Source organism: Streptomyces sp. NPDC086835 (genome assembly GCF_044745705.1).
Classification (GTDB): Bacteria; Actinomycetota; Actinomycetes; order Streptomycetales; family Streptomycetaceae; genus Streptomyces.
In genome coordinates this window covers 830,785-852,254 of record NZ_JBIVAU010000001.1, presented here as the reverse complement: position 1 = coordinate 852,254, position 21,470 = coordinate 830,785, and the positions used below count along the sequence as shown (strand labels likewise).

General features: G+C 72.5%; 19 protein-coding genes and 1 riboswitch. Of the genes, 9 read left to right on the top strand and 10 right to left on the bottom strand.

Annotated elements, in window-relative coordinates; genetic code table 11:
• Positions 1–22: 22 nt before the first annotated feature.
• From ACIPJI_RS03945 to ACIPJI_RS03935, 3 genes are all read right to left on the bottom strand, one after another.
• Positions 23–1,102 carry a sensor histidine kinase gene (locus ACIPJI_RS03945; RefSeq protein ID WP_402244739.1) on the bottom strand — a complete coding sequence of 360 codons (1,080 nt, stop codon included), beginning with the start codon at positions 1,100–1,102 and terminating at the stop codon, positions 23–25.
• Positions 1,095–1,790: a response regulator transcription factor gene (locus ACIPJI_RS03940; protein WP_402244322.1), complete on the bottom strand. Its 696-nt coding sequence runs from the start codon at positions 1,788–1,790 to the stop codon at positions 1,095–1,097. The genes ACIPJI_RS03945 and ACIPJI_RS03940 overlap by 8 nt, the downstream gene beginning before the upstream one ends.
• 68 nt (positions 1,791–1,858) lie before the next feature.
• Entirely contained in the window at positions 1,859–2,575 is a 717-nt protein-coding gene (locus ACIPJI_RS03935; protein ID WP_402244320.1) for a VanZ family protein, read from the bottom strand.
• A gap of 255 nt (positions 2,576–2,830) precedes the next feature.
• Between ACIPJI_RS03935 and ACIPJI_RS03930 the strand changes: the two genes are divergently transcribed.
• On the top strand, positions 2,831–3,121 hold the full coding sequence (locus ACIPJI_RS03930) for a hypothetical protein (RefSeq protein WP_356619092.1): 291 nt from the start codon (positions 2,831–2,833) through the stop codon (positions 3,119–3,121).
• Positions 3,122–3,341: 220 nt separating this feature from the next.
• Here ACIPJI_RS03930 and ACIPJI_RS03925 read toward each other — a convergent pair whose 3' ends face one another.
• Genes ACIPJI_RS03925 through ACIPJI_RS03915 form a run of 3 tightly spaced genes read right to left on the bottom strand, consistent with a single transcriptional unit; the run spans position 3,342 to position 6,530 of the window.
• Entirely contained in the window at positions 3,342–4,421 is a 1,080-nt protein-coding gene (locus ACIPJI_RS03925; protein WP_402244318.1) for a prenyltransferase, read from the bottom strand.
• Complete coding sequence (locus tag ACIPJI_RS03920) at positions 4,418–5,152, bottom strand: class I SAM-dependent methyltransferase (RefSeq protein ID WP_307706178.1); 735 nt, start codon at positions 5,150–5,152, stop codon at positions 4,418–4,420. The genes ACIPJI_RS03925 and ACIPJI_RS03920 overlap by 4 nt, the downstream gene beginning before the upstream one ends.
• Before the next feature lie 52 nt (positions 5,153–5,204).
• Positions 5,205–6,530 (bottom strand): glycosyltransferase family 4 protein, encoded by a 1,326-nt coding sequence (locus ACIPJI_RS03915; RefSeq protein WP_307706179.1) that lies wholly within the window; start codon positions 6,528–6,530, stop codon positions 5,205–5,207.
• 178 nt (positions 6,531–6,708) lie between these two features.
• Here ACIPJI_RS03915 and ACIPJI_RS03910 point away from each other — a divergent pair, with 178 nt between their 5' ends.
• Positions 6,709–7,389: a TetR family transcriptional regulator gene (locus tag ACIPJI_RS03910; protein WP_402244316.1), complete on the top strand. Its 681-nt coding sequence runs from the start codon at positions 6,709–6,711 to the stop codon at positions 7,387–7,389.
• A 48-nt stretch (positions 7,390–7,437) separates the two neighbouring features.
• Here the strand turns inward: ACIPJI_RS03910 and ACIPJI_RS03905 are convergent, their stop codons facing one another.
• The 3 genes from ACIPJI_RS03905 to ACIPJI_RS03895 all read right to left on the bottom strand — a co-directional run bounded on the left by ACIPJI_RS03905 (position 7,438) and on the right by ACIPJI_RS03895 (position 11,171).
• Complete coding sequence (locus ACIPJI_RS03905) at positions 7,438–9,327, bottom strand: hypothetical protein (RefSeq protein WP_402244314.1); 1,890 nt, start codon at positions 9,325–9,327, stop codon at positions 7,438–7,440.
• Positions 9,328–9,477: 150 nt separating this feature from the next.
• Positions 9,478–9,711, bottom strand: a complete 234-nt coding sequence (locus ACIPJI_RS03900; RefSeq protein WP_356619086.1) for a ferredoxin — start codon at positions 9,709–9,711, stop codon at positions 9,478–9,480.
• Complete coding sequence (locus ACIPJI_RS03895) at positions 9,711–11,171, bottom strand: aldehyde dehydrogenase (RefSeq protein ID WP_402244313.1); 1,461 nt, start codon at positions 11,169–11,171, stop codon at positions 9,711–9,713. Before ACIPJI_RS03895 ends, ACIPJI_RS03900 begins: the two co-directional genes overlap by 1 nt.
• A gap of 80 nt (positions 11,172–11,251) precedes the next feature.
• Between ACIPJI_RS03895 and ACIPJI_RS03890 the strand changes: the two genes are divergently transcribed.
• The 6 genes from ACIPJI_RS03890 (at position 11,252) to ACIPJI_RS03865 (ending at position 18,584) form a co-directional block, all read left to right on the top strand.
• Positions 11,252–12,313, top strand: coding sequence for an MBL fold metallo-hydrolase (locus ACIPJI_RS03890; protein ID WP_356619084.1), 1,062 nt, complete (start codon positions 11,252–11,254; stop codon positions 12,311–12,313).
• A gap of 68 nt (positions 12,314–12,381) precedes the next feature.
• A riboswitch (cobalamin riboswitch) is annotated at positions 12,382–12,454 on the top strand.
• Positions 12,455–12,597: 143 nt separating this feature from the next.
• On the top strand, positions 12,598–13,836 hold the full coding sequence (locus ACIPJI_RS03885; protein WP_402244311.1) for a prenyltransferase/squalene oxidase repeat-containing protein: 1,239 nt from the start codon (positions 12,598–12,600) through the stop codon (positions 13,834–13,836).
• Positions 13,836–14,498 (top strand): SCO2322 family protein, encoded by a 663-nt coding sequence (locus tag ACIPJI_RS03880; protein ID WP_402244309.1) that lies wholly within the window; start codon positions 13,836–13,838, stop codon positions 14,496–14,498. Before ACIPJI_RS03885 ends, ACIPJI_RS03880 begins: the two co-directional genes overlap by 1 nt.
• Positions 14,471–15,871 (top strand): energy-coupling factor transporter transmembrane protein EcfT, encoded by a 1,401-nt coding sequence (locus tag ACIPJI_RS03875; protein WP_402244307.1) that lies wholly within the window; start codon positions 14,471–14,473, stop codon positions 15,869–15,871. Before ACIPJI_RS03880 ends, ACIPJI_RS03875 begins: the two co-directional genes overlap by 28 nt.
• The gene (locus ACIPJI_RS03870; RefSeq protein WP_402244305.1) at positions 15,868–17,682 is read left to right on the top strand and encodes an ABC transporter ATP-binding protein; all 1,815 of its coding nucleotides are present in this window, start codon (positions 15,868–15,870) and stop codon (positions 17,680–17,682) included. Before ACIPJI_RS03875 ends, ACIPJI_RS03870 begins: the two co-directional genes overlap by 4 nt.
• A 113-nt stretch (positions 17,683–17,795) precedes the next feature.
• Complete coding sequence (locus ACIPJI_RS03865; protein ID WP_402244737.1) at positions 17,796–18,584, top strand: ECF transporter S component; 789 nt, start codon at positions 17,796–17,798, stop codon at positions 18,582–18,584.
• Between the two features lie 103 nt (positions 18,585–18,687).
• Here the strand turns inward: ACIPJI_RS03865 and ACIPJI_RS03860 are convergent, their stop codons facing one another.
• Entirely contained in the window at positions 18,688–19,857 is a 1,170-nt protein-coding gene (locus ACIPJI_RS03860) for a steroid 3-ketoacyl-CoA thiolase (RefSeq protein ID WP_307706187.1), read from the bottom strand.
• A 311-nt stretch (positions 19,858–20,168) separates the two neighbouring features.
• On the opposite strand from ACIPJI_RS03860, the gene ACIPJI_RS03855 reads away from it, so the two are divergent.
• A complete protein-coding gene (locus tag ACIPJI_RS03855) occupies positions 20,169–21,443 on the top strand; it encodes a cytochrome P450 (RefSeq protein WP_402244303.1) in 1,275 nt (424 codons plus the stop codon).
• The last annotated feature ends 27 nt before the right edge of the window (positions 21,444–21,470 follow it).

The window sequence follows — 21,470 nt, the reverse complement described above, 5'->3', positions numbered from 1 at the left end:
GTGCCCCGCCCGGGGACGATGCCTACGGCGTGCCGGGAAGCCGGACCGTGACGAGGAGACCGCCGGAAGGGCGGGGGACGAGGTCGAGGGTCCCGTCGTGGGCGCGGACGATGCTGTGCACGATGGCCAGGCCGAGGCCGACGCCGGCGTGCTCGTCGGTGCGTACGCGTTCCGTCCCCCGCTGGAAGGGTTCGGTGAGGGTCGGTACCAGTTCCGGCGGGAGCCGACGGCCCGTGTTCTCGACCCGCAGCACGCTCATGTCGCCGTGCGCCTCGGTGTGGACCGTCATGGTGCCGCCGGCGGGGAGGTTGTGGACGACGGCGTTCTGGACGAGGTTCGTCACCATCCGCAGCAACAACTCCGCGGAGCCGCTGGTCGGGGCCGCCCCTCCGGTGACGTCGAGGGTGATCCGGCGCTGTTCGGCGAGAGGCAGCAGCGTCTCGGCCGCTTCTTCGACGACGAGGGAGAGGTCGACGCTCTCGCGGGTGACGTTTCCTCGGTCGCCGCGGCTGAGCAGCAGGAGGGCCTCGGTGAGGTCGATCGCCCGCGTATTGACGGCGTGCAGGCGTTCGACGAGTTCGTCCCGGTCCCGCGTGGGGTCCTTGCGGGCGACGTCGAGGAGCGTCCGCGAGATCGCCAGCGGGGTGCGCAGTTCGTGGGAGGCGTTCGCGGCGAACCTCTGCTGCTCGGCGACGTGGGACTCGAGTCGTTCGAGCATCGAGTCGAACGCGTCGGAGAGTTCACGGAACTCGTCCTGGCGGCCCTTCATCCGGATCCGGTGGGACAGCGACCCGTTCCCGGCCGTCCGCGCCGCATCCCTGATCTGTGTGAGGGGTGCGAGCATCCGACCGGCGAGGATCCACCCTCCGACGAGGCCGAACACAAGGAGGAAGGCCATCGCCATGGCCGCGGCGGGGGCGAAGGTGCGCACGAGGAGGTAGCGGTTGGGTGAGATCCCGAGCAGACCCTGGCTGTTGTCGGGTACGTAGCGCAGCAGGAACACCCACACCACGGCCAGCAGGAGAGCACCGGCGACGAAGAGGAATCCGGCATAGCTGAGGGTGAGTTTCAGTCGGGCGCTGAGCCCTGGGCGTCTACGCACGCTCACGGCCGGGGTCGGTGGTGTCCGTACCGGTGTCGATCCGGTAGCCGACGCCGGGCACCGTGGCGATGATCCAGGGTTCGCCGAGCCGTTTGCGCAGTGCGGAGACGGTGATGCGCACGGCGTTGGTGAGGGGGTCGGCATTCTCGTCCCAGGCCCGTTCCAGCAGTTCTTCGGCGCTGACGACCCCGCCCTCGGCGGCGACGAGGACTTCGAGCACGGCGAACTGTTTGCGGGTGAGCGCGACGTAGCGTCCGTCGCGGAAGACCTCCCTGCGGAAGGGGTCGAGCCGCAGGCCGGCGATCTCGCGGACCGGGGGCCGGGCGTACACGCGTCTGCGGTCGAGCGCCCTCAGCCGCAGGACGAGCTCCCGCAGATCGAACGGTTTGGTGAGGTAGTCGTCGGCGCCGAGCTCGAACCCGGAAGCTTTGTCGTCGATCCGGTCGGCGGCGGTGAGCATGAGGATCGGGATGCCGCTGCCGGAGGCGACGATGCGCCGGGCGACCTCGTCGCCGGAAGGGCCGGGGATGTCGCGGTCGAGGACCGCGAGGTCGTAGGAGTTGACGCTGACCAGTTCCAGGGCGGAGTCGCCGTCGCCGGCGATGTCGGCGGCGATCGCCTCCAGCCGCAGACCGTCACGGACGGCTTCGGCAAGGTAGGGCTCGTCCTCCACGATCAGTACACGCATGTCCGAAGCCTAAGCAGCACGACATGTCGCCGACGTATGCAAAGTCCTGTGCACACCCGACACGCGACTCAGCCCGCCGACGCCGGCGCGGGTGTCGGCGCGGGGCGAGGCCGGTCCGACGGCGCTTGTGCCGTGGTGCGCCACCAGCGGCGCGACGCCAGCGCGGCCAGCACGGCGCCGGTGGCGTTGACCAGTACATCGTCCACGGAGGACACCCGGTCCAGCCGCAGGACGTACTGTGCGGTTTCGACCAGGACCGAGCAGCCCACCCCGAGCGCCAGGATCCGCGGCACGGACGCCAGCGCCGCGAACCTCATCGGGGCGAAGAACCCCAGCGCCGCGAGGACCAGCAGGTTGCCGACGATGCCGAGCGGCCCCATCGTGATCAGGTCCCGCAGCGGTACCAGGCTCACCCGGGCGGGGACGGTGCCGGCCCCGGCGCCCGGCATCATGGTCATCCACAGGAACGGCACCGTCCCGTGGACCATGCCCACCTCGGCCAGCGACATCCGCCACGCCGATGTGACGCCGGCGTCGCGCCGACGGCGCGCCAGTGCCCACACCACCAGCGCGGCCGACGGCAGCGCGACCAACGTCATGAGCACCACCCCGTTGAACGTGTCGAAGCAGCCGTGCCACCGCCCGGCCATGCACACCGGAGCGGCCATCATGAGCGGCCGCCGCACGACGAACACGGCGCACGCCAGGCCGAGGATCGCCAGGGTGAGGAACACGATCCTGCGAGTGTGGCGGGGCGGTGATGACAGGGATGCGCTGTGGTTCATGCCGCCATTGGAGACGGAGGGCCGTTGCGGTGGCGTATGCGATTTTCGATACGCCCGCGATACACGCAGTCCCCGGCACCAAGGAACTCGCGCAAACCGGCCGTGAGATGGTCCCGCCGCTGGTGCGCTTGCGGCTTCGGCGGCAGCCTCAGCCGCCGCCGAGTTCCGACCGAGGCGAAGGGCACGGCGCACGGGGCCGCCACTTGGGCGAGCCCGAACGGGTTTCACAGGCTCACAAGCGGCAACACGCTGAGCATGACAACACGCACGAGCAGTACCACCACAGTGGCGAGAGTCGTCGCCGTCGTAGCGGACGTCATGGCCTTCATCCTCGGCCTGTGGATCCTGATGTACCTTCTGGACGCCAACAGGGCCAACGACCTGGTCGAGTTCGTCCGCGACACGGCCCGCTGGCTGGCCGGCTGGTCCCACGACCTGTTCACCTTCGACAAGGAATGGGCGCGGGTGGTCGCGGGCTACGGGCTGGCGGCGATCGTCTACCTGTTCATCGGCCACGCGGCGGCGGGTGCGCTGCGGCGCCGTTGACCGCCTGCGGCGGGGCTTGTCCCCCTACCCGCCCCTTCCCGCTGTATCGATGTGCTTGGGGGCACCTCCCACGGCCGCCAGGCCGTAGGGGGAGATTGAGGGCACGGCCGAAGGCCGTGCGGAGCCCGGGGCTTGCTCCGCCACGCGGCGGAGCCGCACATCGGCACAGCGGGAAGGGGCGGGGTGGAGGCACGGCCCCGCGCAGCGGACACGCCCCCGATCAGTGGACCTCGCAGCAGTCCGGCGAAAGCCCCTTCGGCAGGCGCTCGCCGCCGAACACCGCCGTCGTCGCCTCGTCGCCGCCCAGCGCCGCGACCGCCAGCAGCAGCGAGCCCGCCGTCCATGTCGTCTGTTCCTCGGGCCATATCGCACGCTCGCCCTCGAAGACGTAGCCCGTCCAGTACAGGCCGCCCTCCGCGCGGAGGTGCTGGATGGACTGGAGGATCTCCAGGGCGCGGTCGGACTCGCCCACCGCCCACAGCGCGAGCGCCAGTTCGCAGCTTTCGCCGCCGGTGACCCACGGATTCGGCAGGACGCATCGCACGCCCAGGCCGGGCACGACGAAGTCGTCCCAGCGGGACTCGATGCGCGCCTTGGCCTCATCGCCGGTCACCGCGCCGCCGAGGACGGGGTAGTACCAGTCCATCGAGTAGCGGTCCTTGTCGAGGAACCGCTCGGGGTGGTGGCGAACCGCATGGGCGAGCGCGCCGGCCGCGAGTTCCCAGTCGGGTTGGGGCTCCTCGCGTTCCTCCGCGACGGCCAGCGCGCAGCGCAGCGCGTGGTGGATGGAGGAACTGCCGGTCAGCAGGGCGTCGTTCACCGCCGTCCCGTCCGGCTCGCGCTTCCAGCCGATCTGGCCGCCGGGCTGCTGGAGCCCCAGGACGAATTCGACGGCCGCGTACACCACCGGCCACATCCGATCGAGGAAGACCTCGTCGCCGGTGGCCAGGTAGTGGTGCCACACGCCGACCGCGATGTAGGCGCAGAAGTTGCTCTCGCGGCCGTGGTCCGTGACGGCGGCCGGGTCGCCGTCGTGGTAGGCGGCGTACCAGGAGCCGTCGTCGTTCTGGTGCCGGGCGAGCCAGTCGTAGGCGCGGGCGGCGGCGTCGTGCTCGCCCGCCGCGTCGAGCGCCATGGCGGCTTCCGTGTGGTCCCACGGGTCGAGATGGTGGCCGCGGAACCAGGGGATCGCGCCGTCGGGGCGCTGCACGGCGAGGATCCCCGCGACGGTCTCCACGGCCTCCTCAGCGCTCAGGACCCCGGGCAGGACAAGGTGTTCGGTACGTCCTGGCAACGTCACTTGGCGGCGTCCACGGGAAGGTGCGGCTTGGTCGCGTACGCCACGAAGCTCTTGCCGATCAGCGGGTTCAGCGCCTGTTCGGCGACGCGGGTGGCCAGTGGCTTCTTCATGATGTCCCAGACGAGGAGCTTGTGGTACGCCTTCACCGGCAGCGCCTTGTCGTTGTCGACACCGAAGGCGCACTTGAGCCACCAGTACGGCGAGTGCAGGGCGTGCGCGTGGTGGGTGCCGTACGGCCGCAGGCCCGCCTGCTTCATCTTGGCGAGCAGTTCGTCGGCCTTGTAGATGCGGATGTGGCCGCCCTCGACCTCGTGGTAGGCGTCGCTGAGCGCCCAGCAGACCTTCTCGGGGCCGTAGCGCGGCACGGTGACCGCGATGCGGCCGCCGGGCCGCAGGACGCGGACCATCTCGGCGAGCACTCCCTTGTCGTCGGGGATGTGCTCCATCACCTCGGAGATGATGACGACGTCGAACGACTCGTCGGGGAAGGGCAGGTTGAGGGCGTCGCCCTCCATGGCGGTGGCCGTCGCGCCGGCGGGGGCCTCTCCGGCCTCCTTCATCGCGGCGAACCACTTGGCGACCTCGCGGATCTCCTCGCCGTTCTGGTCCAGGGCCACGACCTGCGCTCCGCGCCGGTAGCACTCGAACGCGTGCCGGCCGGCGCCGCAGCCCAGATCGAGCACTCGGTCGCCCGGGGCGAGCGGAAAGCGGGAGAAGTCGACGGTCAGCACGGGGGGTCTGCCTTCCTGGGGGCGGAGCTCGGGTCTTCCTGGTGGAACTGGGTCAGTGGGTGCGTACGGAAGCGGCGGACGATGCGGCGATCGCCTCGCGGTAGCGTTCCGCGGTGCCGATCGCGGCCTGCTTCCAGGTGAAGCGGGCCAGCACCCTGGCCCGTCCGGCGTCGCCGAGCCGGGCCCGCAGGTCCGGATCGCCGAGGAGCCGGCGCAGGGCGGCGGCCAGGGCCTCCGCGTCGCCGGGCGGCACGGCCAGGCACGTCTCGCCGTCGGGGCCGGCGACCTCGGGGATCGCGCCGCCGGTGGTGGCGACGAGCGGTGTGCCGGTGGCCATGGCCTCCGCGGCGGGCAGCGAGAAGCCCTCGTACAGGGACGGCACGCAGGCGATCTGGGCGCTGCGCACCAGGTCGACCAGTTCGGCGTCGCTGATGCCCTTGACGAACCGGACGGCGTCGTCGAGGCCGTAGCGCTCGATGAGCTGCGCCACCGGGCCGTCCTCGGCGCGCTTGCCGACGACGACGAGGTGGGCGTCCGGGTTCTCGGTGCGGAGTTTGGCGAGCGCCTCGACGAGGTGGACGAGTCCCTTGAGGGGGACGTCGGCGCTGGAGGTGGTGACGATCCTGCCGGGGACCTCGGCGACGGAGGGGTCCGGCGAGAAGAGGTCGGTGTCGGCGCCGATGTGGACGACATGGACGCGGTCGCGCCGTACGCCGAGGTGGTCGACGATCTCCTGCTGCGAGGAGCCGGAGACGGTGAGCACGGAGGGCAGCCGGCGGGCGACGCGCTTCTGCATGCGGGTGAAGCCGTACCAGCGGCGCACGGACGCGCGGCGCTGCCAGCTCATCGCGGCGTCGAGGTCCAGCTGCCGGTCGACGGTGATCGGATGGTGGATCGTCGTGACCAGCGGGGCGCCGATGTCGCCGAGGAGGCCGTAGCCGAGGGTCTGGTTGTCGTGGACGACGTCGAACTCGCCGCGCCGGGCCAGCAGGTGGCGGCGGGCGCGGAGCGAGAACGTCAGCGGCTCCGGGAAGCCGCCGGTCCACATGGTGGCGACCTCGAGTGCGTCGATCCAGTCCCGGTACTCGCCGCGGCCGGGCGTGCGGAAGGGGTCGGGGCTGCGGTACAGGTCGAGGCTGGGCAGCTCGGTGAGCGGCACGCCCTCGTCGAGGACCGGGTAGGGCTGGGCGCCGATCACCTCGACGCGGTGGCCCAGCCGGGCGAGTTCACGCGACAGGTGGCGCACGTAGACGCCCTGGCCGCCGCAGAACGGGTTCCCCTTGTACGTCAGGAGGGCGATGCGCAGCGGGCTGTCATCGCTGCCGGACGTGCCTGACGTGCCCGCTCGGGGGCCGGCCTCTATGGCCTCTGCGGTCACCCGGGGCCCCCTTCTCACTGCGTTTCGGCGGAGCCTAATCGGTCGCGCTAATCTAGAACAAGTTTCAGACTTGATCGTTCAAGGGACTTCGAATCTACCGGGCGGTAGCGCAACTGTGACCGGCGGATCAGGTGATTCCCGCCACGGCGGGCGGGTGAGGGAACGGACACCGGGACTGATGACAGCGCAAGAAAGGCCGACGATGCCCGCGACGCCACCCCTCACCGAACGACAGGAGGCGCGCCGCCGTCGCATCCTGCACGCGAGCGCCCGGCTCGCGAGCCGTGGCGGATTCGACGCGGTCCAGATGCGGGAGGTCGCCGAGTCCTCGAGCGTCGCGCTCGGCACGCTGTACCGCTACTTCCCTTCCAAGATCCATCTGCTGGTCGCGACCATGCAGGACCAGCTCCAGCAGATGCACACGACGCTGCGCAAGCGCCCGCCGGGCGGGGAGAGCCCCTCCGAGCGGGTCGCGGAGACGCTGATGCGGGCCTTCCGGGCGCTCCAGCGCGAGCCGCACCTCGCGGACGCGATGGTGCGGGCGCTGACCTTCGCGGACCGCAGCGTGAGCCCCGAGGTGGACACCGTCTCGCGGCAGACGACGGCGATCATCCTGGACGCGATGGGGATCGAGCACCCGACGCCGGAGCAGCTCTCCGCCGTCCGTGTCATCGAGCACACCTGGCACTCGGCGCTGATCACCTGGCTGTCGGGGCGCGCCTCGATCGCCCAGGTGAAGATCGACATCGAGACGGTCTGCCGGCTGATCGACCTGACGGACCCGGCCGTCTCCCCGGCCCCGTCGACCCCGGCCGCGCCTGTGAAGGGACGGGGCGGGGCGCGGAAGGACGCGCGGTGACGTGACCCGGCCCACGGCCGGTCGTCAGGGATCGCGGCGGAACACGGGTCACAGCAGCAGGACGGCGGCCCCCCACAGGACGGCCAGCGCCAGGACCACCGGGCCGAGCGGCATGCCCTGTTCGGCCGCTGTGGCGTGACGTGCCGGGCGCAGGGCCGGGTCCTGCCACAGGGCGCCTGCCTCGTCGGCGGCACGGACCGCGGCGGGGTGGCGCCCGAGTCTGTGTTCGAGGCAGGCCCAGCCCGTCGGTGACAGTGTGACGTCCTTGCCCTCGGACACGGAGACCCGGATGCCGTCGTCGGTGTGGTGGACACCCGCGATCCGGTTCCAGGGGACATGCCTGACACGCCAGGCTCCGGTCACCCACAGACCTCGCTGGTCGGCGGTCACCCGCCAGTTGAGAGCGGTGGCGACCGAGCTGATGAGCCACGGCATGCCGAGCACGAGGACGAGGAGCCAGTGCCATGCGAGGTCGTCGCCGAGTGCCGCCCAGGTACCGCCGCCGTGCACGATCAGCAGGAACAGGCCGATGGCCCGCGACCCCCGGTCGGCGGACCACGTGAGCGGGTCGACGGTGGGCTCCATCGCGGCGCCGGCCCGGCCGTCCGGACGGCCGGACATACCGTCAAAGCCACCCGGGACGCCGAAGAGCTTCGCCGTTGCGGGCCGTACGGGCGTGACACTGCACTCCACCGACGCCTCGCCGTCCTCCTCCGCCGCGGTCAGGACGACTTCGGCACCTGCGAAGGGAGCACCGAACAGGACGGCCTCGCACAACGGCGGCACGGGGTCGGTGCCCTTGAGGGCGGCAACGGCCTCGGCCGCCCACGCCTCCTTCGCCGCCTCCGTCCCGAAGGCGGCGGGCGCCTCGTCCTCCGTCCCGTCGTCCTCCTCCTCGTCGACGTCGCCGACGGCGTACAGGGAGTGGAAGTGCAGCACCGGACGCTCTCCCGCGAGGTCGTCGGCCGCGTACACCCACGTCCGGCTGTCCGTGTGCCCCTCACGGACGAGCACCTTGAGCGCGGGCAACGGTGCGCGGCACAGCCGGAGCACGCGCAGGCGGCTTGTCGCGCCGTTGGCCAGGAAGGCGAGTCCCGGCACTGCGGTCACCAGCAGCAGCAATTCCCAGCCGATGACGTCGTACGGCTCGGCGGCCAGGCGTGCCCACTCGCCGTCGACGACGAGCTCCACGGTGCTGCCGACCGCGTGGTCCTCGGGGAAGGCGGTCTCCACGGTGTGAGAACCGCCCTCCGGCGACGCCGCCTCGAGGACCGGAACGTCCTCGTCGTCGGTCACCCGCGTCACCTCGGCGGCGATCCGGGTGCCGCGCGCGGCGTGCTCCTCGTACTCGCCGACGACCTGCTGGGCCTGCCAGAAGGCGAACATGCCCACCGCCAGCAGGAGCGAGGCGAGCGCGAAGCTGAGGCGACCGCGCCTGAAGCGTCCGGCTGCCGCCGGGAGGGCGTGCTTGACCGGCCCGGCCGCCTGTTCGGCGAGCAGGCGCTGCCGGTTCGCAGCGGCCAGTCGGTGGACGATCGTGACGACGGCGTAGGCCAGCGCCGACAGCATGGCGAGGTCGGCCGATCCGTCGAACGCGGCGGGGAGTCCGGCGTCCAGAAGACCGCCTGCGGCGGTCGCCCCAAGACTCAGCAGGGCGAGTCGGGGCAGCCGCCAGATCCAGTACAGCGACAGCAGCCCCGCACCGGCGAGTGCGGCTCCCCACCAGTCGGTGCCGCACGGCTCTGCCGGGGTGCATGGCGCCTCCGGCGCCGCCACGACGGACCACACCATCGCGACGACGAGCGCGCACACCGGCCACAGGGGATGTGCCCAGCGTGCGGGGGTGGCGGCCAACCACCTCGCGGCGTCGGCCGATCGCCAGTCGGGCACGCCCGGGGGTATCCGGTCGGGCGGAAGAGGGAGAGGGAGGTCACTCACACGCGCATTATCACCGGGGCGAAATGAGGTGCGTACGGCGGCACGATGGACTTCGCCCTACCGTCGCGGCGCGACGGGACCTCGCCGTCGGCCGGGCCGCCGGGGCCGCAGACTCCCGGCAGGACAAGTCACCTTGTTCACTCCTCTTGTTCACTCCTCCGGTGGGAAGACGGGCTCGCCGCCGTCCGCCGCGGTGAGCGTGATCGCCTCCACCGGGCAGTTCTCCGCGGCCGCGAGGAGCTTCTCGTCGGCGTCGGCCGTGGTGGCCCGCGCGTGCGACTGGCGCGCCGCGTCGAGGTCGAAGCTTTCCGGGGCGTGGCCGACGCACATGCCCGAGCCGATGCACAGGGTGCGGTCCACCTCGACGCGCCAGCGGTCCCCCATCAGTGGCTCCCGTGTCCGGCGGGCAGGTGGATCATCTTGTGCTCGAGGAACTCGCCGTAGCCCTCGGGACCGAACTCACGGCCCACGCCGCTGTTCTTGTAGCCGCCGAAGGGGCCGAGCATGTCGAGGCTGAAGGTGTTGACGTTGTACGTGCCGGTCCGTACCCGCCGGGCGAAGTCGATGCCGTGCTCGACGTCGGACGTCCACACACTGCCGCTGAGGCCGTAGTCGGAGTCGTTCGCGATCGCGGCGGCCTCGTCCTCGTCGCCGTACGGCAGCAGGCAGATCACCGGGCCGAAGATCTCTTCGCGGGCGATGCGCATGCAGTTGTCGACGCCGCCGAAGAGGGTCGGCTCCACGTACCAGCCGCGTTCCCGTCCGGCGGGACGGCCGCCCCCGCACAGGATCTTGGCGCCCTCCTCCTGCCCGATGCGTATGTAGTCCAGGGAGCGCCGCTGCTGGCGCTCCGCGACCAGCGGGCCGACCTGGGTGGCCGCGTCGAGGGGGTCGCCGACGACGAGCGCGGAGGCCGCCGCGGCGAAGGCCTCCGCGATCTCGTCGTAGCGGCTGCGCGGCGCGAGGATGCGGGTCTGGGCCACGCAGGCCTGGCCGTTGTTCATCCAGGCGGCCGGGACGATCCCGGCGACGGCGGTGGCGAGGTCGGCGTCGGGCAGGATCACGGCCGCCGACTTGCCGCCGAGTTCGAGGGTGACGCGGGTGAGGTTGCGCGAGGCGACCTCCATGACCCGGCGGCCGGCCTCGACGGAGCCGGTGAAGGAGACCTTGTCGACGTCCTTGTGCCCGACCAGGTACTCGCTGACCTCCCGGCCCGCGGGCAGGATCGACAGGACTCCTTCCGGCAGTCCGGCCTCCCGCGCGATCTCGCCGAGGATGTACGAGTCGAGGGGCGTCTCCGGCGACGGCTTGAGGACGACGGTGCAGCCCGCGAGCAGCGCGGGGGCGAGCTTGGCGGCGGCGGTGAACTGCGGGACGTTCCACGGCACGACGGCCGCGACGACACCCACCGGCTCGCGCCGCACCAGGATCGGGCCGAGGACGCCGCTGCGCCGCTCCTCGTGCGTGAACTCCCGGGCGACGGAGATCGCCGAGTCCCACACCATCATCGCGCCGAGCGCCTGGGCGAGGACGCTCCACGAGTAGGGGGAACCGTTCTGCGCGCTGATGGACCGCGCGATCTCCTCGTGCCGTACGGCGACGGCGTCCTTGATCCGGCCGACGACCGCGATCCGCTCCTCGAGCGTCGTGCGTGGCCAGGGCCCTTCGTCGAAGGCCCGGCGCGCGGCGGCCACCGCCCGGTCCACATCGGCGCGTGAGGCGTGCGGGACGCGGCCGAGGACCTGTTCGGTGTGTGGGGAGATGACCTCGATCACTTCCGTGCCGAGCGGGGCCGTCAACTCGCCGCCGATGAACAGTTCTCCGTGTTCCACGAGCTCGGTCATGACTGCTGCCTCCCGCCGGGGCGCACTATCTGACACAGTTTCAGAACTGATATCAGTTCCAGTTACAGGGGGCAATGGGCATGGCGTCGACGGACGAGGCAGCGGCTGGGCATGTGACCGACCACGGCGGCGGCGTCCGCTCCCTGCGCGTCCCCATCCCGGACAACCCGCTCGGCCACACCCTGGTCCACCTCCTCGACACCGACCGAGGGCCGGTCCTCGTCGACACCGGCTGGGACGATCCGACCGCCTGGGACACGCTCTCGGCGGGGCTGGCCGCCTGCGGCACCTCGCCCGCCGAGATCCACGGCGTCGTGGTCACCCACCACCACCCCGACCATCACGGCCTGTCCGGCCGCGTCCGCGAGGCGTCCGGGGCGTGGATCGCGATGCACGCCGCCGACGCCACCGTCGTGCGCCGCACCCGGGAGGCCGAACCGGGGATGTGGCTCGACTACCTCGCCGGCAAACTCGCCCGTGCCGGGGCGCCCGAGGCGCACATCGCACCGCTGAGAGCCGCACGCGCCGCCGGTGGCGGGGGCGGGCTGCCCGGCCTGCGCCCGGCACTGCCCGACCGGGAGATCGTCCCGGGCGAGCTGCTCGACCTGGCGGGCCGCAGACTGCGGGCCGTATGGACGCCCGGCCACACCCCCGGCCATGTCTGCCTCCACCTCGAGGAGGCCCACCCGGCGGGCCGGCCCGGCAACGGCCGCCTCTTCTCCGGCGACCACCTGCTGCCCGGCATCACCCCCCACATCGGCCTCTACGAGGACCCCGACGACGCCACGGTCACCGACCCCCTCGGCGACTACCTCGACTCCCTGGAACGCGTCGGCCGGCTCGCCCCCGCCGAAGTGCTCCCCGCCCACCAGCACGCCTTCACCGGCGCCCAGGACCGGGTACGGGAACTGCTCGCCCACCACGAGCAGCGGCTCACCGGACTGCTGGCGCTGCTGGCCCGGCCGCTCACGCCCTGGCAGGTCGCCGAGCGGATGGAGTGGAACAGGCCCTGGGAGCAGATCCCCTACGGCTCCCGCAACATCGCCGTGTCCGAGGCCGAGGCGCATCTGCGGCGGCTGGTGAAGCTCGGCCGCGCGGAGGTCGCGGCGGGCGGGGAGCCGGCCCGGTACGTGGCGGTGTGACGGGCGCCCCACGTCCGGGTACGCGACCGGCCGGTAGAGTGGCGCCGTCGTCATCATTACCCGTACGGGGGGAAGCCGGTGGAAATCCGGCGCTGACCCGCAACCGTGAGCCGCCGTCCGTGGTGGCAAGTCGGAATGCCCCGTACGAGGTCGTGACCGGCTCGTGTCACCGGCAGCCCGCCGGTGACCGGCACCGTCGAGGCATACGGAGCCGGAGCCCAGGTGCCTGAGCGTGCCCGTGCCCGGATCCCGCCGGGAGTACCGCAGGAGAGGCACCGCCCGCCATGACCACCGTTCGCCGCGGCGCAGCCGCGCTCGTCGCCTCCGCCGTGCTCGGCCTGTCCGCCGCACCCGCCGCCTTCGCGGCCCCCTCCCCCACGCCGTCCGCGGAACTGCCCGCCGGTCTCTACGGCAAGGGCGACCCGACCTACGACGGTGTGTGGCGGCAGTCGCTCGCCCTCCTCGCCCAGGACACGGCCGGGGTGAGGCCCGCGGACGCGGCGGTCGCCTTCCTGACCGGGCAGCAGTGCGCGGGCGGCGGCTTCCCCTCGTACCGCGCAGACACCGCGAAGGACTGCGACGCGAAGCTGCCGCTCGACACCAACGCCAGTGCCGCCGCCGTGCAGGCGCTCGCCGCGCTCGGCGGGCAGGACGCCGTGGTCGACAAGACCGTCGGCTGGCTGAAGTCCGTGCAGAACGAGGACGGCGGCTGGGGCTACAACCCGGGCGGCGCGAGCGACGCCAACTCGACCTCCGTCGTCATCGGCGCGCTCGCCGCGGCCGGCGAGCAGCCCGCCACCGCGAAGTCCAAGGGCGGCAAGACCCCTTACGACGCGCTGCTGACGTTCGCGAAGCCCTGCGGCGGCGAGGACGGCGGCGCGTTCGTCTACCAGGTCGCGTCGCCCGGCATCGTCGCCGACTCCACCGCGGCGGCCGTGCTCGCCGCACACGGCAAGGGCCTGGCGGCGACCGGCGCCGGCACCGAGGACGCCAAGCGCACGGCCTGCGAGAAGGCCACCGACATCGAGGGCGCGGCGCACAACGGCGCGGCGTACCTCGCGAACGGGCTGGCCGAGAAGGGCCACTTCGACACTCCGCCGATGCCCGGCGCCGACGACTCCTCGCCCGCGCCGGACTTCGGCAACACCGCCGACGCGATCGTCGCGCTGTCCGCGCAGGGCCTCGCCGAGCAGGCGAAGAAGCCGCTGTCGTGGCTCCAGCAGAACTCGGCGGCCTGGGCGAAGCAGAACGGCCCCGCCGCCTACGCCCAGCTGATCTTCGCCGCCCGTGCGGCAGGCGCCGACCCCAAGTCCTTCGGCGGCCAGGACCTGGTCGCGGCACTGAACGCGACCGGTCCGGCCCCGCAGGCGGCCGCCTCGCCGTCCGCCTCCGCGAAGAGCGAGAAGGACACCTCCGACTCCTCGGACTCGTCCTCCTCCACCTGGTGGATCGTGGGCGTGTTCTTCGTCGCGGCCGTCGGTGTCGGCTTCCTGTTCAGCGGCCGCAGGAAGAACCAGAGCTGATGCGCGCCCGCCTCCTCGCCCTCCTCGGCCTGTGCGCCCTGCTCACGGTGGCCGTCGCGGCCCCCGCCCAGGCCGCGGGCTACCGCTACTGGTCGTTCTGGAAGAGCAGCGGCGGCGAGTGGACGTACGCCACGGAGGGCCCGGCGACCGCCCGCCCGGCCGACGGGTCCGTGAACGGCTTCCGCTTCTCCGTCAGCGAGGACAGCGGGGACGCGGCGACTCCGCGCACGGCGCCCGACTTCGCCACGATCTGCGACGGAACGCCCGCGAAGGACGGCACGAAGCGGCTCGCCCTCGTCATCGACTTCGGCACCGCGTCGGACGCCCCGCAGGGCGAGACGCCGCCCGCGCAGCGCACGGCGTGCGCGCGGGTCGCCCCGGCGGCGACGACGGCGGAGGCGCTGGCGCAGGTGGCGAAGCCGCTGCGCTACAACAGCGAGGCGCTGCTGTGCGCCATCGCGGGCTACCCCGGCTCGGGCTGCGGCGACCAGGCCCTGCCGGCCGACCCGCCGACGCCCGGCACGGGCTCGAGCACGGCCGTGGTCACGACGAAGGAACCGACCGGCGGCGACGGCCCGTCGGTGGGCGTGTACGCGGGCATCGCGGCGGTCCTGACCCTGGCCGGAGCGGCGGTGTGGCGCTCCCGCCGCACCAACCGATGACCTCCCACCCCGACGGGCCCCTTCCGCCCCGGGGGCCTGCACACCCGGACGAGCCCCTGGGGCCGGCTCCCACGCCGCGCGCCGACGCGAACGACCGGGCGCATCAAGCCCCGTCGGCGCGTCGCGCCGACGCCGACGACCCGGCACATCAAGCCCCGCCGGCGATCGAGGCGCGAGGTCCAGGGCGGCGCCCCGGCGTACCGCACAAGGCCGTCGTGACGAACGCACCCGGCCACGGAACGCACCCCCTGATCCGCGCGCTCCGCGCGACCCGCGCGCCAGCCGCGAGCCGGAGCAACGCGCTGCACGCCGGCGCCTGGTGGCTGTGGGCGCTGGGGCTTGCCGTCGCCGCCTCGCGGACGACGAACCCGCTCCTCCTCGGGCTGCTCGTCGGCGTCGCCGGCTACGTCGTGGCGGCACGCCGTACCGACGCGCCGTGGGCCCGCTCCTACGGCGCCTTCGTCAAGCTCGGGCTGCTCGTCATCGGCATACGCGTCGTCTTCTCCGTCGCCCTCGGCTCCCCCATCGCCGGTACGCACGTACTGTTCACGCTGCCCGAGGTACCGATGCCCGGCTGGGCGGACGGCGTGCGGATCGGCGGGCGGGTGTTCACCGAGCAGATCGTGTTCGCGCTGTACGACGGTGCGAAGCTGGCCGCCCTGCTCATCTGCGTCGGCGCAGCCAACGCGCTCGCCAACCCCGCTCGGCTGCTCAAGTCGCTGCCGGGCGCGCTGTACGAGGCCGGCGTCGCGGTCGTCGTCGCCATGACGTTCGCGCCGAACATGGTCGCGGACGTCTTGAGGCTGCGCACCGCCCGCCGCCTTCGGGGCCGACCGACGGGCGGGGTGCGGGCCGTCGCCCAGATCGGGCTGCCGGTCCTGGAGGGCGCGCTGGAGCGGTCCGTCGCGGTCGCCGCGTCCATGGACGCCCGCGGGTACGGCCGCACCGCCCAGGTGCCGCCCGCCGTGCGGCACACCACGACGGCGCTGACCCTCGGCGGGCTGCTGGGGGTGTGCGCGGGATCGTACGGGCTGCTCGCCGCGGAGGGCGCGCGCTACGGCGTACCGCTGCTGGTCGCCGGGCTCGTCGCGGCGGCGGGTGGCCTGTGGCTGGGCGGCCGGCGTTCGGTGCGCAGCCGCTACCGCCCGGACCGGTGGGGCATGCGGTCCTGGCTGGTGACCGGTTCCGGCGCGGCCGTCGCCGCCCTGATGATCCGGGCGGCGACCGTGCCGGGGAGCGAGGCGCTGCACCCCGGCGTCGTACCGCTGACGGCGCCGGAACTGCCGCTGTGGCCCGCGCTGTCCGTGCTGATCGGTCTGCTTCCGGCGTTCGTCGCGCCGGTCCCCGTAGGAGCCAAGGAGTCGTCCCGGTGATCCGCTTCGAGAACGTCTCCGTGACGTACGAGGGCGCTGCCGCGCCGACGCTGGAGAACATCGACCTCACCGTCCCGGAGGGTGAACTGGTCCTGCTCGTCGGCCCGTCCGGCGTGGGCAAGTCGACCCTGCTCGGTGCGGTGTCCGGGCTCGTCCCGCACTTCACGGGCGGGACGCTGCGCGGCCGGGTCACGGTCTGTGGCCGCGACACCCGCACCCACAAGCCGCGCGAACTCGCGGACGTGGTGGGCACGGTGGGCCAGGACCCGCTCGCCCATTTCGTCACCGACACCGTCGAGGACGAACTCGCGTACGGCATGGAGTCGCTGGGCCTCGCGCCCGGCGTGATGCGGCGCCGGGTCGAGGAGACGCTCGACCTGCTGGGTCTGGTGGAGCTGCGCGACCGGCCCATCGCGACGCTGTCCGGCGGCCAGCAGCAGCGTGTGGCGATCGGCTCGGTGCTGACCACGCACCCGAAGGTCCTCGTGCTCGACGAGCCGACGTCGGCGCTGGACCCGGCGGCGGCGGAAGAGGTCCTCGCGGTGCTGCAACGCCTCGTCCATGACCTGGGCACGACGGTGCTGATGGCGGAACACCGCCTGGAGCGGGTCGTCCAGTACGCGGACCGGGTGGTGCTCCTGCCCGCGCCCGGGGCCGGGCCCGTCGTCGGCGATCCGGCCACGGTGATGGCCGACTCGCCGGTCCGCCCGCCGGTGGTGACGCTGGCCCGCCTGGCGGGCTGGTCCCCGGTCCCCCTGTCGGTCCGCGACGCCCGCCGCCGCGCGGGCGCGCTGCGCGAACGCCTGGCAGCTACGGATGCGCTGCGCCCGGGGCCCGGTGAGGCTGTCTTCGCGCAGCGGAATTCAGCCCGTCCGGCGATCGAGGACGCCGCGCGAAGCGCGGTACCGGGTCCGGGCGGAGCCCGGTTCGGGAAGGGGAGGGTAGGGGAACAGGCCCCGCGCCGCGGCCCCACCCGCCACCGCCTCCTCGCCCGCCTCCTCCGCACCTCCCCGCCCCCCGCGACTTCTGCGTCGGAGCCCACCCCCACGCACCTCGTCGCCGCCACCACCGCCCTCGCCGTCCGCCGCGCCCGCGTCGAGGCGCTCCGGCGGGTCGACCTGGCCATCGCCCCCGGCGAGACCGTGGCCCTCATGGGCCGTAACGGCGCCGGCAAGTCGACGCTGCTCAACGCCCTCGTCGGCATGGTCGAGCCGACGGCGGGCACGGTCACGGTCGGCGGCCGTACCCCCCACCGCACGGACCCGCGCAAGTTGATCCGGCAGGTCGGGCTCGTACCGCAGGAGCCCCGCGACCTGCTCTACGCGGACACGGTGGCCGCCGAATGCGCAGCCGCCGACTCGGACGCGGACGCGGCCCCGGGCACCTGCCGGGCGCTGGTCACCGAGCTGCTGCCGGGCGTGCCCGACGCGACGCACCCCCGTGACCTGTCCGAGGGGCAGCGTCTGGCGCTCGCGCTGGCGATCGTGCTCACCGGCCGCCCTCCGTTGCTGCTCCTCGACGAGCCGACCCGCGGTCTGGACTACGCGGCGAAGGGCCGGCTGGTGGCCGTGCTGAAGGGTCTCGCCGAGGACGGGCACGCGATCGTCCTGGCGACCCATGACGTGGAGCTCGCGGCCGAACTGGCGCACCGGGTGGTGATCCTCGCGGGCGGCGAGGTGGTCGCGGACGGGCCGACGGCCGAAGTCGTGGTCTCCTCGCCCGCCTTCGCGCCGCAGGTCGCCAAGATCCTCGCGCCGCAGCAGTGGCTGACCGTGTCCCAGGTCGAGGCGGCCCTGGAGGAAGCCCCGTGAGCACCCCCGTCCCGCCCACGGCCGAAGTTCCGCCCACGGCCGATGTCTCGCCGACGGCCAGGGCCACCCGCCCTGTCCGCCGCTCCCGTCCCGTCCGCCTCGGCCCCCGTTCGATCGCCGCGCTCGTCCTGATCAGCGCGATCGGCGTGGTCTTCTTCGGCTGGCCGCTGCTCGCCGGGGAGAGCTCGGGGCTCGCCGCGCACTCCGGCGACGCGCCGTGGCTGTTCGGCGCGCTGCTCCCGCTCCTCGTCGCCGTCGTCGTCGCGACGATCGCCGACAGCGGCATGGACGCGAAGGCAGTGGCGATGCTCGGCGTGCTGGCCGCGGTCGGGGCGGCGCTGAGACCGCTGGGCGCGGGGACGGCCGGGCTGGAGCCGATGTTCTTCCTCATGGTGCTGAGCGGCCGGGTCCTCGGCCCCGGTTTCGGGTTCGTGCTCGGCGCCGTCACCATGTTCGCGTCCGCGCTGCTGACGGGCGGGGTGGGGCCGTGGATGCCGTTCCAGATGCTGTCCATGGGGTGGTTCACCATGGGCGCGGGCCTGCTGCCGGGTCCGGAGCGGCTGCGGGGGCGAGCGGAGCTGCTGATGCTCGCCGCGTACGGGTCGCTCGCGGCGTTCGCGTACGGCACGGTCATGAACCTCTACGGCTGGACGATCATCAGCGGCATGTCGTCCGGGATCTCGTTCCACCCCGGCGATCCGGTGCAGGAGAACCTGGTCCGTTTCCTCGCGTACTGCGCGGCCACGTCCCTCGGCTGGGACCTCGGCCGTGCGCTGCTCACGATGGTGCTGACGTTCACCCTCGGCGCGACGCTGCTCAAGGCGCTACGGCGCGCGACGCGGCGGGCGGCGTTCGAGGCGCAGGCCACGTTCGAGCCGCCCGGCGGCGCCCCGCGCCCGTGAAGCCGGTACGGCCCGGGGTCCGGCCCCCGGGCCGGACCGCAGCCGGGCCCCACAGCCCGCGCGGCAGCCAGGCCCTCGCGGCCCGCGCCCGCGAACCCGCCCCTCAGATCCGCTGGATGATCGTGCCGGTCGCCTGCGCGCCGCCCGCGCACATGGCGATCAGCGCGAACTCCTTGTCCTGGCGTTCCAGTTCGTGGAGCGCCGTGGTGATGAGCCGGGCCCCCGTCGCGCCGACCGGGTGCCCGAGCGCTATGCCGCCGCCGTTCACGTTGACCTTCTCGAGGTCCTGGTCGAAGACCTGCGCCCAGCTGAGCACCACCGACGCGAAAGCCTCGTTGATCTCGATGACGTCGATGTCCTTGAGCGACATGCCGGCCCTGCCCAGCACCGCCCGCGTCGCGTCGATCGGGCCGTCGAGGTGGTAGTGCGGGTCGGCGCCGACGAGTGCCTGCGCGACGATTCGGGCCCGTGGCTTCAGCTTGAGCGCCCGCGCCATGCGCTTGGACGCCCACAGGAGTGCGGCGGCGCCGTCGGAGATCTGCGACGAGTTCCCGGCCGTGTGCACGGCGGTCGGCATGACCGGTTTCAGACCCGCGAGCGCCTCCGCCGACGTGTCGCGCAGTCCTTCGTCCCGGTCGACGAGGCGCCACATTCCTTGGCCCGCCGCCTGTTCCTCCTCCGTGGTCGGCACCTGCACGGCGTACGTCTCGCGTTTGAAGCGCTCCTCGCTCCACGCGATCGCCGCCCGCTGCTGGGACAGCAGTCCGAGGCGGTCCACGTCCTCCCGCGTCAGTCCGCGTCGGCGGGCGATGCGCTCGGCGGCCTCGAACTGGTTGGGCAGGTCGACGTTCCACTCGTCGGGGAACGGTTTGCCGGGCCCGTGCTTGGAACCGCTGCCGAGCGGCACCCGCGACATCGCCTCGACGCCGCAGCTGATGCCGATGTCGATGACCCCGGCCGAGATCATGTTGGCGACCATGTGGCTCGCCTGCTGCGAGGAGCCGCACTGGCAGTCGACGGTGGTGGCCGCCGTCTCGTACGGCAGGCCGACGGTGAGCCAGGCGGTGCGCGCGGGGTTCATGGACTGCTCGCCGGCGTGGGTGACCGTGCCGCCGACGATCTGCTCGACGCAGTCGGCGTGGATGCCGGTGCGCGCGAGGAGTTCACGGTAGGTCTCGCCCAGCAGGTAGGCGGGATGGAGGTTGGCGAGGAGTCCTCCCCGCTTGCCGATGGGGGTGCGTACGGCTTCGACGATGACGGGTTCCGCGGCCATGAGCTCGTCCTCTCCTCGCGGCCGTCCGGGCGTCCCGGCGCCCTTCAGGGCCGAACTCTCGAAACTCTGGAACTGTCGGACTCTCGAACTCTCGAACCAGCGAACTGGTACGCGTTCTAGTTCTGCAAGAAGTCTTATGAGTGCTACCGCCGGTACGCAAGGGTCTTGCACGCCTCTTACTGCGACCCGCACAGGCAACAGTTCCGACCGCGAGCCTTGCTACTTGTAGAACTCGTTATTACCTTTCGGCCACTTCCTGATGGCCCATCAGACCGTCAGGCCGCGACCCGAAGCTGAAGCGGGAGCTGCCGATGTCCTGCCCCCACCTGCCCCCAGGGTTCGACTTCACCGACCCCGATCTCCTCCAGGCCCGCGTCCCCCACCCCGAGTTCGCCGAGATGCGGCGCACCGCGCCCGTCTGGTGGTGCGAACAGCCCGCCGGCATCTCCGGCTTCGACGACGAGGGCTACTGGGTCGTCACCCGGCACGCGGACGTCCGGCACGTCTCCACGCACCCGGAGCTCTTCTCCTCCTGGACCAACACGGCCGTCATCCGCTTCAACGAGTCCATCAGCCGTGACCAGATCGAGGTCCAGAAGCTGATCATGCTGAACATGGACCCGCCCGAGCACACCCGGGTCCGCCAGATCGTCCAGCGCGGCTTCACCCCGCGCGCCGTGCGCTCCCTCGAGGCCGCGCTGCGCCGCCGGGCGCGCTCGATCGTCGAGACGGCACGGAGCGGCGCGGGGCCGGACGGCAGCTTCGACTTCGTCACGAACATCGCCGTGGAACTCCCTCTCCAGGCCATCGCCGAGCTCATCGGCGTGCCCCAGGAGGACCGGTCCAAGATCTTCGACTGGTCCAACAAGATGGCCGCGTACGACGACCCCGAGTACGCCATCACGGAGGAGGTCGGCACGGAGGCGGCGATGGAGATCGTCTCGTACGCGATGAACCTCGCGGCGGCGCGCAAGGAGTGCCCGGCCGAGGACATCGTCAGCCGGCTCGTCGCCGCGGAGGGCGAAGGCAACCTGTCCTCCGACGAGTTCGGCTTCTTCGTCATCCTGCTGGCGGTGGCCGGGAACGAGACCACCCGCAACGCGATCAGCCACGGGATGCACGCCTTCCTTACCCACCCGGAGCAGTGGGAGCTCTACAAGCGGCTGCGCCCCGACACGACGGCGGAGGAGATCGTGCGCTGGGCGACACCCGTCGTCTCGTTCCAGCGCACCGCGACCCAGGACGTCGTCCTGGGCGGCGCCCGCATCAAGAAGGGCGACCGCGTCGGCCTCTTCTACTCCTCCGCCAACAACGACCCCGCGGTCTTCGACCACCCGGAACGCTTCGACATCACCCGCGACCCCAACCCCCATCTGGGCTTCGGCGGCGGCGGTCCGCACTTCTGTCTGGGCAAGTCCCTGGCCGTCATGGAGATCAACCTGATCTTCGACGCGATAGCCGACGCCCTCCCGGACCTCCGCCTGTCCGGCGACCCCCGCCGGCTGCGTTCGGCCTGGCTGAACGGCATCAAGGAGCTCCAGGTCACGACGGGCGCCGTCGACCCGCACGACCGGGCCGTGTTCTAGAACCGGGGTCCGTGTCCCGCCTCATGC

Excerpts from the sequence above, each read along its gene's own strand:
- ACIPJI_RS03940 (WP_402244322.1), bottom strand. The coding sequence starts at position 1,790 with ATGCGTGTACTGATCGTGGAGGACGAGCCCTACCTTGCCGAAGCCGTC.
- ACIPJI_RS03935 (WP_402244320.1), bottom strand. The coding sequence starts at position 2,575 with ATGAACCACAGCGCATCCCTGTCATCACCGCCCCGCCACACTCGCAGG.
- ACIPJI_RS03930 (WP_356619092.1), top strand. The coding sequence starts at position 2,831 with ATGACAACACGCACGAGCAGTACCACCACAGTGGCGAGAGTCGTCGCC.
- ACIPJI_RS03910 (WP_402244316.1), top strand. The coding sequence starts at position 6,709 with ATGACAGCGCAAGAAAGGCCGACGATGCCCGCGACGCCACCCCTCACC.
- ACIPJI_RS03900 (WP_356619086.1), bottom strand. The coding sequence starts at position 9,711 with ATGGGGGACCGCTGGCGCGTCGAGGTGGACCGCACCCTGTGCATCGGC.
- ACIPJI_RS03895 (WP_402244313.1), bottom strand. The coding sequence starts at position 11,171 with ATGACCGAGCTCGTGGAACACGGAGAACTGTTCATCGGCGGCGAGTTG.
- ACIPJI_RS03890 (WP_356619084.1), top strand. The coding sequence starts at position 11,252 with ATGGCGTCGACGGACGAGGCAGCGGCTGGGCATGTGACCGACCACGGC.
- ACIPJI_RS03885 (WP_402244311.1), top strand. The coding sequence starts at position 12,598 with ATGACCACCGTTCGCCGCGGCGCAGCCGCGCTCGTCGCCTCCGCCGTG.
- ACIPJI_RS03880 (WP_402244309.1), top strand. The coding sequence starts at position 13,836 with ATGCGCGCCCGCCTCCTCGCCCTCCTCGGCCTGTGCGCCCTGCTCACG.
- ACIPJI_RS03860 (WP_307706187.1), bottom strand. The coding sequence starts at position 19,857 with ATGGCCGCGGAACCCGTCATCGTCGAAGCCGTACGCACCCCCATCGGC.
- ACIPJI_RS03855 (WP_402244303.1), top strand. The coding sequence starts at position 20,169 with ATGTCCTGCCCCCACCTGCCCCCAGGGTTCGACTTCACCGACCCCGAT.